11 protein-coding genes are annotated in these 13,913 nt (G+C 64.7%); 8 read left to right on the plus strand and 3 right to left on the minus strand.

The features are described from left to right. Positions 1-56: 56 nt before the first annotated feature. A complete protein-coding gene (locus tag OXF11_09300) occupies positions 57-3,329 on the minus strand; it encodes a S8 family serine peptidase (GenBank protein ID MCY4487295.1) in 3,273 nt (1,090 codons plus the stop codon). Positions 3,330-3,592: 263 nt separating this feature from the next. Here OXF11_09300 and OXF11_09305 point away from each other — a divergent pair, with 263 nt between their 5' ends. Then, on the plus strand, positions 3,593-4,213 hold the full coding sequence (locus OXF11_09305) for a hypothetical protein (protein MCY4487296.1): 621 nt from the start codon (positions 3,593-3,595) through the stop codon (positions 4,211-4,213). Positions 4,214-4,251: 38 nt separating this feature from the next. On the opposite strand, the gene OXF11_09310 is transcribed toward OXF11_09305, so the two are convergent. Then, positions 4,252-4,917 carry a hypothetical protein gene (locus OXF11_09310; protein MCY4487297.1) on the minus strand — a complete coding sequence of 222 codons (666 nt, stop codon included), beginning with the start codon at positions 4,915-4,917 and terminating at the stop codon, positions 4,252-4,254. Beyond that, positions 4,914-5,828 (minus strand): CmcJ/NvfI family oxidoreductase, encoded by a 915-nt coding sequence (locus tag OXF11_09315; protein MCY4487298.1) that lies wholly within the window; start codon positions 5,826-5,828, stop codon positions 4,914-4,916. Before OXF11_09315 ends, OXF11_09310 begins: the two co-directional genes overlap by 4 nt. Before the next feature lie 331 nt (positions 5,829-6,159). On the opposite strand from OXF11_09315, the gene OXF11_09320 reads away from it, so the two are divergent. From OXF11_09320 to OXF11_09350, 7 genes are all read left to right on the plus strand, one after another. Beyond that, on the plus strand, positions 6,160-7,317 hold the full coding sequence (locus tag OXF11_09320) for an amidohydrolase family protein (GenBank protein MCY4487299.1): 1,158 nt from the start codon (positions 6,160-6,162) through the stop codon (positions 7,315-7,317). A gap of 14 nt (positions 7,318-7,331) precedes the next feature. After that, positions 7,332-8,366 (plus strand): cupin domain-containing protein, encoded by a 1,035-nt coding sequence (locus OXF11_09325; protein ID MCY4487300.1) that lies wholly within the window; start codon positions 7,332-7,334, stop codon positions 8,364-8,366. 33 nt (positions 8,367-8,399) lie between these two features. Further along, a complete protein-coding gene (locus OXF11_09330) occupies positions 8,400-9,353 on the plus strand; it encodes a hypothetical protein (protein MCY4487301.1) in 954 nt (317 codons plus the stop codon). A gap of 330 nt (positions 9,354-9,683) precedes the next feature. Further along, positions 9,684-10,742 carry a cupin domain-containing protein gene (locus OXF11_09335; protein ID MCY4487302.1) on the plus strand — a complete coding sequence of 353 codons (1,059 nt, stop codon included), beginning with the start codon at positions 9,684-9,686 and terminating at the stop codon, positions 10,740-10,742. A gap of 270 nt (positions 10,743-11,012) precedes the next feature. Beyond that, positions 11,013-12,500: a tripartite tricarboxylate transporter permease gene (locus tag OXF11_09340; protein MCY4487303.1), complete on the plus strand. Its 1,488-nt coding sequence runs from the start codon at positions 11,013-11,015 to the stop codon at positions 12,498-12,500. A gap of 4 nt (positions 12,501-12,504) precedes the next feature. Then, positions 12,505-13,008, plus strand: coding sequence for a tripartite tricarboxylate transporter TctB family protein (locus OXF11_09345; protein MCY4487304.1), 504 nt, complete (start codon positions 12,505-12,507; stop codon positions 13,006-13,008). Positions 13,009-13,473: 465 nt separating this feature from the next. Beyond that, positions 13,474-13,913, plus strand: a 440-nt coding sequence (locus OXF11_09350; GenBank protein ID MCY4487305.1) for a tripartite tricarboxylate transporter substrate-binding protein, incomplete at its 3' end; no start/stop codon positions are given.

Raw genomic sequence — 13,913 nt, forward strand, 5'->3', positions numbered from 1 at the left:
GACATGGCAGTTGCCGGCCGACCACCGCGAGAGGAACCAAAACTCGCGATGCCCTCTCACCACCGCAGCCGGTACGCCACCCCAATGCGCCAACTGCTCGCACCGGGCTCGTGGACTGCATCCCAAGTGTGCGCCACCGTGATCGCACCTCGCCCATGACCGATCGGAGCCTCGTGAGTAACCGCGAACTCAAGCTCCCGGCCCTCGGGCACCAACGGCAGCTTCACCCTGTCGTATGCAGGAACTCCGTCCTTCAGCCCAGCAAGATGAGTGAACGTTGCGTCGCCCGATTCGGCTCGAAGAGGCTGCGAGAACGCGATCCGCGACCATGTGTCGCGACCCCGTTCTCCCCGCTCAAGACCGAAGTCCCACGCCGACAACACGTGCGGGTCGATGGATAGCATGGCGCCAGGTTCGTAGAAGACTTGCCCAAAGGCCAGTGTCGCCGAGGTTCTGAGGGTCCACGCATCATCGAGTTCGAACTTGGCGTTTCGTCCCACCCACGCCGTCACCGACCGGACTCCATGGCCGAAGGCGCCGGAAGCGCCGCTCCCCTGCCAGGAGGCCGTGTCCCCAAGGAAACCCCATCTGAGTCCGTCCGACGGCGACCCCTCCACGCCGAACTTGTGTGCGCCCAACAGCAGACGTACGCCGCGATCATCCGCCGGCCCTGCGATTGTTCCCGGAGAGAACCCAAGGTGCAATTGCCCGCCTCCCTCATCGTCCCGCCGGGAAAAGTCAGGAATCGGCGAGACCAGATTGTTCATCGGCCGGATGTATGCCACCGGCGATGACCAGAACGGTGCTCCCAGGCCATCGAGGGACGCTACCTCCACGCCCCGAGACGCCAGTCGCCGGCCAAGGTTTCCTATCGCGGGCGGCACGCTGGCCGCGGACCGCATAGCCGCTGCACTCACCGACGGGGTACCTGTCGTCGTGCTCCCCACAGGCTGTAACGCCGCATCGAGATCGAGCAGCCCGGCACCGTAGATCTCGAGCTGTGCATACCGCCCGGTATTCTCGGCCGTATCGACAACCCGCTTCACGATTTCACTAGTTCCGAGCTGCCCCCGAAAATGCTCCATAAGGAGCGCAATCGCACCGCTTACGACGGGAGCCGCAAATGAGGTTCCCTCGATTTCATGAAAGACGTGTCCCCTGCCGACATTTCCCGCCGAGTTCACCGTCCCCGGCGCCGCCAGACAGAAATGTCGTCCCCAGCGCTCTTCGTCCCAATCCGAGGGAAGCGCGCCGCAGAAATTGGTGTAGGCCGCATGGCTACCGTCGTGGTCGACCGCCATCACGGACAACTGATGCCCCCGCACGTGCGGCTCGTGGTAGGGAAGGTTTGCCCCCAAACCCGAGAACTCCTCCTTGTCGTTTCCCGCGGCGTAGACCACGACGGTACGATCATCGGGGTGCCTTGCCGTTTGCATGAAGGCGCGCCACGTTCTGGGTAGAATCTGGCGCAGGCGATCCCCCCACCACGCCGTCTCGTCATCCAGGGCTTTCTGAATTCCAGCCGGATCGAACACGCCGATTCCAAAACTACGATTGATGATGTCGTAGTGCGCATAGTCCTCCATCACGGCCTCTGCCATCGTGGAATCCACCTCCTCCCGTTCCGAAGACGACATCTCCGAAATTCTGTCCAGGACCACGCGAGAAACATTCTCTTCCGCGTGCTCGTCGGATGCAAACGTTCTTGCGACAGGTATGATCGTCGCGCCCGGAGCAATGCCGAAATCGCGACCGGCCGCAACCGAGGCAACGGCAGTGCCGTGACGATCTTCGCCCGCCGCATGGGGAATTTCCGACCATCGAGCACGGCTGCCCTCCTCGTGGTGGTCGTTCCTTACGAACCACCGATCTCCGTCCTCGGGCCAACCGTTAGCGTCCACCGCTGCCTGTACCGTCTCTATGCGGAGAGAGTCGTATTCGGAATTGTACGAAAACACTTTGCAACCGAGCGCGGAGCGCTCTGTCTCGTTGGCTTGTTCGCACCGCTTTGCCTCCGAGGAAGGAACGTCTCCATCCGGCACCGGATGCGTTAGCACGGCACCGTCGAACGAGACTCGCCCTGCGAATTCGGGGAGTGTGTAGTTCACAATATCGTCCTCGATGGCGATCCGCACACCACTTCCCGTCAATCCCTTCGCATAGCCGTGATGCACCTTAACCATTTCCAGCACACGGGGCTGAAAGATGCTGAACCATTCAGTCGTCCGGAAATCGTCGGGCGAGCAGGTACGAGTTTGGCAATCTCTTATCGCATCCCTTATCCCGAATCGATCCGACTCAGCCTCCAGATCGTTATTCAATTGCTCGACCACTATTGTGGCGTGCTCGAGGACGTCCGTCGCCTCTGCCAGTTCAGAGAGCCTGCGCTCATATTCGCTTCTCAGAACGAGCTGATCCCTGAAGGTGTCAAGGACATCGGACCAGTTCGCGCCGGGCACACCGTCGCGTTCGGTGGCGGAGCTTCTGAAAAAGGACACGATTGCGGCCCTGAATCTCTCCTCCCCGGTCGTTAGCGCCTCTTTCGCAGTTGCCAGCGCTTGATTGGATTCTTCAACCGCGGTCTGGGCCTGCCCACGTGCCTGTTTCCGTTCGATTAGGGTATTCCCGTCATCGCGGTTGTTGTTCTCGTCCCCCTCATCGCCCTCGTTGTTCTCGTCCCCCTCATCGCCCTCGTCGCCCTCGTCGTTCTCGTCTCCCTCATCACCCTCATCACCGTCGTTGTCCTCGTCTCCCTCATCGCCCTCGTCGCCCTCGTCGCCGTCGTTGTCCTCGTCTCCCTCATCGCCCTCGTCGTTCTCGTCTCCCTCATCGCCCTCGTCGTTCTCGTCCCCCTCATCGCCCTCGTCGTTCTCGTCCCCCTCATCACCCTCGTCACCGTCGTTGTCCTCGTCTCCCTCATCGCCCTCGTCGTTCTCGTCCCCCTCATCGCCCTCGTTGTTCTCGTCCCCCTCATCGCCCTCGTTGTTCTCGTCCCCCTCATCGCCCTCGTCGCCGTCGTTGTCCTCGTCGTCGTCGTCATCATCGTCATCGTCGTCATCATCGTCATCGTCGTCATCATCGTCATCGTCGTCATCATCGTCATCGTCGTCGTCATCGTCGTCGTCGTCGTCATCGTCGTCGTCATCGTTGGCGTAGGGATCACCGTTCACACTGGCACGAGCCTCCGGAACAAGATGAAATGGAAGCTTCTCGTTCCACATCCCGGCCCTCATCACCAGACACAGCGAGAACAGAGTGCTGATGAGGACTGACGCCAGCCAGCGCAAAATGGCCGGTTCGCCCTCGGGCGGTCTTCTTTTCGAAGTCATGGTTTTGCTCCCGCAAGGGTTTCGTCTCTCGGGGAGAAGCTACACCAAGCGACCGAAGTACCGCATCGCCCGTTTGTCATAAGCGGCCCCGCTTATGGCAAATGGCATACAAAACCAGGCCTTCTTATACGTGTGATATATACGGGTGAGGCATATATGGTGGCGGGCCTGTTCGTCTCTTTGAAAAGGAACTCCCGATGGTGGTAGGGTGACAGGAACGAGCCCTAGCGCCCGACCGTCTTCAGGGACGAAAGAGACCGCTCTTGAACCACCTGTTCAAAGGAGTGCCCAAGCGACGGATGCTTGCGTTGGCGATGCTGGCGTTGGCGATGCTGTTCTTCGCCTACGACCTTGTCGTGGATGCGCTCTTCGAGGGCGAGTTCGGGTCACCCCATTTTATCATCGAAACCTTTGTTTTTGCTGCGGTTTCGTGGACCCTGGTCGTCAACTTGAGGGACCTTGTCGGCCTGCGCGCGCGTCTGGAGCAGGAGCAGAATCGAAACAGGGTGCTCGCCGGGGAGCTCGCCACCCGCATCGAAGAGCAAATTGACGCTTGGCGGCTCACCCGTAGCGAGAAGGAAGTCGCGTGGCTGATCATCAAGGGTTTCCGCTTCGCGGAAATCGCGGATTTGCGCGGGGTCAAGGAAAACACGACCCGATTACAGGCGAGCGCGCTGTATGCGAAAGCCGGGGTAAGCGGTCGGGCGGAATTTGTCGCGGAGATCGTCCATCAGTTGCTCATGCCCATTACCGAAGATGAACTGCGCGACGGGACGGCGGGGATCCGAGCCTCTGTGACGGAAAGCACATCCGGCGCCGCCGCTTTAGCGACGGATGACCCGCAAGAGGACGCGAGCACCGTACGGCGAGCCACGCGACACTAGGGTATCCTGGAGACTCCCGAGGGGTTTGAGCCAGGCCCCTAACGCTGCGCCGTGACCTCGATCTCGATGAGCTTGCCCACCGCGGAGTAGCCTTCCACAAAAGAACACTCGGTGCTTTCCGCGGGCACCTTCGCGGCCTGCTGAAACGCCTGCTTCAGAGCGGCCGGGGCCTCCTCTTGTTGCAGGAAGAACGACACCCGCACGACCCGCTCCCATGAGGTCCCGGCGTGCTCCAGCGACCCGCCGATCAGGCCGCAGACCTCGCTCACCTGCTGGGACAAGTTCCCGGTCGTGCTGGTGACTCCCGAGAGAAAGACCCGTCCCTCCAGGTCGAGGTAGCGCAGCGGCACGATGGGCGGGTCGTATTCCACGAGCTTCTTCTCGCCGCCGGAACGCATGGCGAGGAAGTCCAGTGCCACGGCCGCCCCCGAGTCGAGGTGCGCCGGAGCGATGTAGCTGGAACTCGCCGAGCGCGCCTTGCCGCTCATGCGCCGGGAGCGCGCCTGGCTTCCGAGGTTGCGGCTCTCCCGGTCGCGCGCCCACAGGCGCGTCCGCACCGTGTCGTCCAGGGAAAACCCCAGTCTCCCGATCCCCTCCGCGATGCGGTCGAGGATCCCGGCCACTCCCGCGTCGCCAGCGGCGCCCTCGGCGCCCTCGCACGAGGCCGCGACGCATTCGCGGCCGAGCCATTCAAAGGATTTCATGCGCATGAGTTGGATCCCTTGTCAGGTGAATCAACCGGACAAGACGTAGACGTCTCATCGCAACACGCCGGGGTGTCGAAGAAGGCCAGCGTGCGCACTTCGATGCTCTCGCGCGCCGGCGCATCCGGCGGCGCCGTGGGATCGTCGAACGAAGTGTGGGCCGTGAAACGCGCGCGCCCGTCCTTCTCCGAGTCGAAGACCTTGAAGACGATGGCCTCGTTCCGGGCCATGGCGGGGAAATAGAACCAGCGGTGCTCCGGACTGTACTTGATCTGGTAGGTCTCGCCGATGCGCCCGGGGTAGCTGCGCTGGGACGCGATCAACTCCTCGGTGCGCAGGCTGCGCGCGTCGGCGATGGCCAGCGGATTGGTGCGCACCGGGTTCCGGGTGGGGCGCCACACCTGGATAATCGCGTATCGCCCCTGAAGCAGGCGCTCCGCCTCGTCCTCGGGCAGGAGGTCCCGCACGCGCTTGGGCGCCGACCACTCCGTGTAGTCGTTGTGCACGGAGCGGTTGGGCTCGCGCACCTTTCGTTCCGCGCGGATACCGTCGTCCTGTGCCCTGAGCGTGTGGTCGAAGATGACCACCCGGGAAGCGCCGCTCTCTCGCTTCACCAATTCATCGATCTCGGGATAGTACACGGAGCGGAGCTGCTCCTCGTCGTAAAAATCGTCCACCCGCGTGTCGTGGCGGGCCAGAACGAACCCTTCACGCTCCAGCGACAGCTCGCCCGTGATGGCGCGGCCGTTGTGGATGGTGGTGCGGTGCGGGTCGTGCTGCCCGGTGCGCAGCACCGGCGCGCTGTTGAGCACGGCCGTGTGAGTGATGGGTTTGACACCCGTGTCCACCGCGTAGTTGAGGATCGCTTCCACGGAATCCACCGAGGCCTCCGTCGTCTCCATCCGACTCATGCGCGCACCTCCATCGTGCTGAGTTGCTGTCCAACGCGGATGGTATCAGCCCCTTCCCGCTTCGACAACGGCCGCGCGCCTCGCGTGTGCCCTTCGCAAGGTCGGAACGGAACGCGGCGGAGGATTCCCGCTTCCGCGGGAATGACAATTCGGGGCTGCAGCGCCATTTCGTATCTCAGCGGAGTTTTGACACAGCCTGTTCCCGCGGATTGACAGCCTACGGTACCTTGGATAACGTTCCGTTCGTGCAGGCCGCTCAAGCGCCGGCCCCGACGGAACGCGTCCGGCGCGGGCCGCGTGCCGCCGTGGCGGCCCTCGAAAGGAGCCCGTCATGGCACGCGAGTACAACGTTATTTCGGCCGACGGTCATATCGACCTCAACCCCGACATCTGGCGCGACCGGGTGGCCGCGTCCATGCGCGAACGCGCGCCCAAGCGCGTGAAGATGCCCAACGGCTCGGACGCGGTGGTGGTGGACGGCGGCGAGCCCAACACCATAGGCGTCACCCGAAGCGTGCGCGTCAACAAGGAGGACATGGCCACGCAGGTGCCCACGTTCGAGTCCTGTGCCGGCACCGGACCGCCCTCGCAGCGGCTCGAGGAACAGGAACGGGACGGCGTCGACGCGGAGGTCGTGTTCTCGCAGATCTCCTTCGTGCTGGAGCAGGCCACGGACCGCGAGCTCTATTGCGAGCTGGTGCGCGCCTACAACGAGTTCCTGGGCGAGGAGTACATGGCGCCGGCGCCCGACCGGATCATTCCCATGGGCGTCATTCCCACCAGCGGCATCGACGACGCGGTGCGGGAACTGGAGCACTGCGCCAGGCTGGGCCTCAAGGGAGTCAAGCTCGACAAGTTCCCGAGCGGCCACGGCTACCCCACGGCCGAGGACGACCGCTTCTGGGCCGCATCCCTGGACCTGGGGGTGGCCCTCACCAACCACAACACCGGCAACATGGGTTCCGGCAAGGGCGGCGAGCCCGCGTTTCCGTACGAACGCAAGCCCGGCCCCGACGTGCATGTGAAGGAGCCCATGAACTACTTCTTCCGCTTCACCAACGACGCCATGGTGGGCGCGGTGCAGATGGCCTTCGCGGGTGTGTGGGACCGTTTCCCGACGCTCCAGATGTACTGGGCCGAGACCATGATCGGGTGGTTCGAGTACGGCCTGTGGCAGCTCGACGACCACTACCAGCGCTACATGCCCATGATCCACCAGTTCTGGGGCCTGCACTACCTGGACAGGAAACCCAGCGAGTACCTACGGGAGAACAACTACTGGGGCTTCCTGCACGACCCCATCGGCATCAAGCGGCGCGAGTGCATCGGCTACGACAAGCTCATGTGGGCCACGGACTTCGCCCATGCCGCCAGCGAGTACCCCAATTCCATCCCGGTGATGGAAAGGGACTTCGAGGGCGTGCCCGCCCACGAGAAGCGCGCCATGCTGGTGGACAACTGTGTCAAGTATTTCGGACTGAATGCGTGAACGGAGGACTTGCCGTGAACGACGTCGGCACCACCCACGAAGACCTGGAACAGTACCTGGCCGCCCACCACATGGTGGGGGCGGGCCTGCGGCGCGAGGGCATGGCGCCGCCGCGCACGGGCGTCACCGGCGCCCACTGGCGCTGGGAGGGGATCTACAAGGGGCTCATGCGCTCCGGCGAAATCGTCACCGTGGGGCCCGACGGCATGACCGGCATGCGTTCGGTCACCGGCATCGAGGCCACCCGCTTCCCCATCTGGATGAACGTGCAGATCCTCATGCCCGGCGAACGCACCCAGGGGCACCGCAACACCCGCAGCGAGACGCGCCTGGTGTGCGAGGCGCCCAAGGAGGCCGCCTTCGTGTGCGAGCACGAGGCGTTCCCCATGGAGCGGGGCGACGTGATCATCAGCCCGTCCTGGACCTACCACGACCACTGGAACCAGGGCTCCACCCCCGCCCTCTACGTCGACGGATACGACAACGGCTACAACGGCGGGGTGAACCTGAACGAGCGGCTGCCGGTGGACAACCCTTACCAGGAGATCCACAAACCCGACGCCTACGGCGTGCGCACCCGCGGCCTCGCCCGCCCCATGGCCCATGGCCGGCCCTATCCGCTGCCGCCCATGCGCTATCCTTGGGCCGAGACCCGCGCCGCCCTGAGCGCCTTACAGGAAGCCGGCGAGGAAGACCCCTGCGAGGGTGCGCACCTGATGCTCGCGAGCCCGGTGGACGGCGGCCCCACGCTCCCCACCATCGCGTGGCACGCGCAGCTCCTGCGGGCCGGCCAGACCACCTTGAGCCACCGGCACAACAGCAACACCTTCTACCACGCCTTCGAGGGCGCCGGCGCGGTGGTCATCGAGGGCGAGCGGCTGGAGTGGAACCAGGGGGACATCTTCGCCGTGCCGGCGTGGTCGTGGCATCATCACGAGAACGGCCACACAGGCGACTCCATCCTGTTCTCCATCGATGACTGGCCCGCGCAGACCAAGCTCGGCTTCTATACGAAAGAGATCGCGCCGGCCGACCGCCAGGACGGGTAGCGGCGGCGCGATAGACCCAAAGGGAGACAACCCATGGCGAACCCCAAGCTCCGTCTCGGCTTCCGCGAGCCCGAGGTGGACACCAACAAACCCTTTGTCGACGGCACCGTCCAGGTGGAGGGCTTCGACCTTGAGATCAGCGATTTCCACGGCCCGGAAACCATCGATGCGTGGGACGCGAGCTTTGGCGGCCTCATGCGCACCAAGGACAAGGGCAACCACCCCTACGTCTCGATCCCGGCCTACCCCAACCGCAAGTTCCGCATCGCCTACATCTTCGTGAACAACGCATCGGGTATCGACGGCCCCAAGGACCTGGAGGGCAAGCGCGTGTACGTGAGCAGCACCGCCGGCGTGTGGGCGCGCGGCGCGCTGCAAAACTACTACGGCGTGGACCTGACGCGCGTCCGCTGGTGCATGCCCCACCCCGAGGCCGAGAGCTGGGGCGAGGGCGTCGAGGTGGAGCCCCTGCCGCACATCTCCGGGCCGGAGCCCGAGCCGCTGGACGACCTGCTGCTTTCGAACCAAGTGGACGCGGTCATCGAGCCCAACGTGCTGCCGTCCATCAGCCGCCGCGACCCGCGCGTCCGCCGCCTGTTCCGCGATTACAAGAACGAAGAGATCAACTACTACAAGGCCACGGGGATCTTCCCCATCAGCCACATGGTGAGCCTAAAGCAGGATTTCGTCGACAAGCACCCGGACGCGCCGGTGGCACTCCTGAAGGCATACCGCCAAGCGCGCGACGTGGCCATGGACCGGCTCTACGGCGCCGACCCCGAGGTGCTCATCACCTCGTGGGTGGCCGCCGCCATCGACGAGCAGCGCGCCGTCATGGGCGAGAACTACTGGTCCTACAACATCCAGGACAACGTCACCTCGCTGGAAGCCATGATGACGTTCGCACACCAGTTCGGCCTGACGCAGGAGAAGCTTCATTACGAAGACTTTTTCCACCCGGAGGCGGCGGCACTGGAGGGGTTTTGATCGCCCCTCCTCCCCCCTGGATTCCCGCTTTCCAGGCTGTGGCAAAACTGATGAGGCAGATCCCCATCGAGTCGTCATTCCCGCGGAAGCGGGAATCCAGGGGCGGTGGTGGGGAACTACAGAGGCGTTTCCCCGCCTCGCCACCCCTGGATTCCCGCTTCCGCGGGAATGACGACTCGGGGGGTTGGCGCCGATTCTTGTCCGTGCGACGTTTTGACACAGCCTGTTTCGCGGGAATGACGAGTCGGGGGTGGGTGCCATCTCTCATCCGGGTGGGCCATTGACACAGGCTGGGGAGCGGGACTCCAACGGAAGCACAAGGAGACAATCATGAGTGAAGCGGTCAACACGGACAATCCGCGGCTCGACGAGCTGCACCGCATCATGGCCGAGAATTCCCTGGCGGGGCACTGGCAGCCGCGCCAGCCCTCGCCGGAGCTGCGCCCGCATCTCTGGCGCTGGCCGGTGATCTACTCCTGCCTCATGGAGTCCGGCGAAGTCGTGAAGCTGGGGCACATCGACGAGGCCGCCAAGCGCCGCACCGTGCAACTGGTGAACCCCGGCCTCACCGCCTTCAAGTCCACCACCCGCACCATCCAGATGTCCATACAGCTCGTGAAGCCCGGGGAGCGCGCCGAGTGCCACCGCCACACCGCCGCGGCCCTGCGCTTCGTGGTGGAAGGAGACGGCACCGGCTACACCACGGTGGAGGGCGAGGAGATGCACATGGAGCCCGGCGACCTGGTGCTGACGCCGAGCTGGACCTGGCACGACCACTACAACCAGGGCGAACGCAACATCGTCTGGCTCGACGTCCTCGACGTGCACCTCATGAACCACCTGGACGCCAACTTCCACGAGAACTACGGCGAAGGCCCGGCCCAGCCGGTCACCAAGTCCGAGGGCTACAGCCGCCAGCGCCTCGGCACCGTGCGGCCCCTCACCGAAAGCCCCGGCAACCACGCGCTCCCCTACACCTACAAGTGGCGCGACACCCTTCCCGTCCTGGAAGAACTGGCCGCGTCCGCCGACGGCGACCCCCACGACGGCATCCTCCTGCAATACGCCCACCCCGTCACGGGTGGCCCCACCATGCCCACCATCGACTGCCGCGTGCAGTGGCTGCGGCCCGGCGAATCGAACCGCCCCCACCGCCACACCAGCAGCACCATCTACCACGTGATGCAAGGCGCCGGCGCCACCGTGGCGAGCCGCGACAAGGACAACGGTACCCCCATGGCCTGGACCGAACAGGACTGCTTCGTGATCCCCTCGTGGCACTGGCACCACTTCCGCAACGACTCCCGTACCGAGCCCGCGATCCTGTTCTCCGTCACCGACCGCCCGGTACTGGAAAGTCTGAACCTCTACAGCGAGGAGGATGCGTAACGCGAACTACAACGGGGAGAGCCGCGCGGGGGGCGTCCCGGAAATCTGTTGACGGCGGGCGGACATGACAACGATCACCGACACCATCCGCGCGAGGCAGTTTGTCACGAACCCGGCACCCACCGTCTCCAGATTTCAGGGACGCCTCGCGCGCGGCTCGGGAACAAGCACCCTGCATGGAAGCTGGCCGCATGGAAGCGCACCCCGTATGGATCCCGGTAACCAGTCGCCCCGCAAAACAACCCGCAAACCCGCGCACGGCATCCCCTCATGCTTGACGCCATAGGCCAGGCCAGCCTCCATATCCTCGACCCGGTCCACCTCCTCATGCTGTTCGCCGGGACCTTCCTCGGCCTCATGCTCGGGGTCATCCCCGGCATCGGCGGGGTCACCGGCCTGGCGCTGCTGCTCCCCTTCACCTTCGACATGGACGCCGTCTCCGCCTTCGCCTTCATCATCGGCATGCTGGCGGTGACCACCACCTCCGACACCATCCCTTCGGTGCTCTTCGCCGTGCCCGGCACCGTGGGCTCCCAGGCCACCATCATCGACGGCCACGCCATGGCCAAGCGCGGCGAGGCCGGCCGCGCCTTCGGCGCCGCGTTCACCGTGTCCGCCCTGGGCGGCATCTTCGGCGCCCTGCTGCTCACCCTGTCCATCCCCATCCTGAGCCCGCTGGTGCTGACCTTCGGCTCTCCGGAGTTCTTCATGATGGCGGTGCTGGGGGTGTGCATGGTGGCGAGCCTCAGCGGCTCGGCGCTGATGAAGGGCGTCATCGCCGGCGGCTCCGGCCTCATTCTGGCCACGGTGGGCACCGATCCCATCCTGAGCGTGGAGCGCTGGACCTTCGACCAAGTCTACCTGTGGGACGGCTTCCACGTGGTACCCATCTCCCTGGGGCTGTTCGGCCTGGCCGAGATCACCGACCTGCTGGTCTCGGGCAAGAGCATCGACTCGGGCGCCCTGGGCCGGCTCAAGGGCCGCTGGGAAGGCGTGCGCGACGCCTTCCGCCACTGGTGGCTGGTGGTCCGCTCCGCCACCCTGGGGGTATGGATCGGCATCATCCCGGGCCTCGGAACGCTGGTGGTGGACTGGTTCGCCTACGGCCACGCCCTCCACACCGAGAAGAACCCGGAGAGCTTCGGCACCGGCGACGTCCGCGGCGTCATCGCGCCGGAGAGCGCCAACAACGCCAAGGATGGCGGCGGCCTGATCCCGACCCTGGCCTTCGGCATCCCCGGCAGCACCAGCATGGCACTGTTCCTCGGCGCCATGGAGATCCAGGGCCTTACCCCGGGGCCCGAAATGCTGAACCAGCACCTCGACATCATCTTCACCATCGCCTGGAGCCTGGCCCTGGCCAACATCATCGGCACCGGCACCTGTTTCCTGTTCACCGACCACCTGGCGCGCATCGCCACCATCCGCGCCCAGCTCCTGGCGCCGGTGCTGCTGGTTATCATGTTCCTCGGCGCGTTCATGGCCCGCCGCCACATCGCCGACATCATCCTGTTCCTCTTCTTCGGGCTGCTGGGCTGGACCATGAAGCGGCAGGGATGGCCGCGCCCTCCTCTCATCATCGGCTTCGTGCTCGGCTCCACGGTGGAGAAGTACCTCTACATCTCGATCCTGACCTACGGCTGGACCTGGCTGTCGCGCCCCTGGGTCATCGTGCTGTTTCTCCTGATCGTCGCGGCGCTGGCCACGCCGGCAATCCAGCAGTACCGCAACCGGACCGCCGCGGCCACGAATCCATGAGGCCATGCAAAAGACCCTCTCCCTGCTGTTCGACGGGTTCTTCCTGGTGCTGCTGGCCGCGGCCGTGGCCACGGCCTGGCAGTGGCCCTTCGCCACCGGGCTCTTTCCCCTGACCATCGCCATCCCCGTGTCGCTGGTGGCTGCCGCGCAGTTCGCCAAGGACGCGTTCTTCCAAGGCGGCCAGAACGAGGACAGCGGGCAACGGGAACGCATCCGCGACATCGAGGTGGACCGCTCGGTGCCCGCGCGCCTTGTGGTGCAACGGGCAGGCACCTTCTACCTCTGCGCCCTGGGCTTTCTGGCCGCCATCCTGCTCATCGGGTTCAAGTTGTCCGTCCCGCTGTTCATGGTGTTCTATTTCAGGCGCTTCAGCCGGGCGGGGTGGCCCGTGACGCTGATCCTCACGGGGCTCTTGACGGGGTTGGTGCTCGGGCTGTTCGACGCCATCCTGCACGTGGGGTGGCCGGACAACCTGCTTGGACATGTCCTCGATCGGTGGAAAGCGTAGAATAGCGCCCTTCGACTTCGCTCCGCTTACGCTACGCTACGCTCAGGACGAACGGTTGTGATAGCCATTCTTCCGTTCGTCCCGAGCGTAGCGCAACGAAGTCGAAAGGCGCCGTCTTTTCTCAGCACGAACGGTTGCGATAGCCGTTCCTCCGTTCGTCCCGAGCGTAGCGCAGCGAAGTCGAAAGGCGCCGTCTTTTCTCAGCACGAACGGTTGCGATAGCCGTTCCTCCGTTCGTCCTGAGCGTAGCGCAGCGAAGTCGAAGGGCGCCGTCTTTTCTCAGCACGAACGGTTGCGATAGCCGGTTCGCCGTTCGTCCTGAGCGTAGCGGAGCGAAGTCGAAGGGCGCCGTCTTACGACCGGCACCCAGGCCCTTCGTTGACATTCTCTCCGCGACGCGCGTATAGCAATGAACGGATTGTGACACAAAAACGAACCGATGACCGTACGAACCGGGAGGATCCCATGAAATCGAGAATCACCTGGACATGGCTCACGTTAACCTGCGTCGCGCTCCTCGCCGCCCAGGCCGGCGCGGCGGAGAACGCCGCGGACTTCTTCCGGGGCAAGCGCATCACGATGCTGGTGCAGTATTCGCCCGGCGGCACCTTCGACATCCGCGCCCGCTGGATGGCGCGGCACCTGCCCGCGGTCACCGGCGCCAGGGCCATCGTGCGGAACCTGCCGGGGGGCGGCGGGGTGGCCGGCTACAACCGGCTGTTCCGGCTCCCGCCGGACGGCCTGTCGCTGCTCACCGCGCACACCAAGCTGGTGGCCTTCGACATGTTTGGCCGCAAGGGAGTGAAGTACGACTACGACAAGTTCGGTTACCTGGGGCGGGTCATCCGCACCAACACCGCCGTGCTGGTACGCAAGGACCTGCCGACGGACATCGAGGGACTGCG

Source organism: Deltaproteobacteria bacterium (assembly GCA_026712905.1).
In the GTDB taxonomy this organism is placed as follows: Bacteria; Desulfobacterota; Binatia; order UBA9968; family JAJDTQ01; genus JAJDTQ01.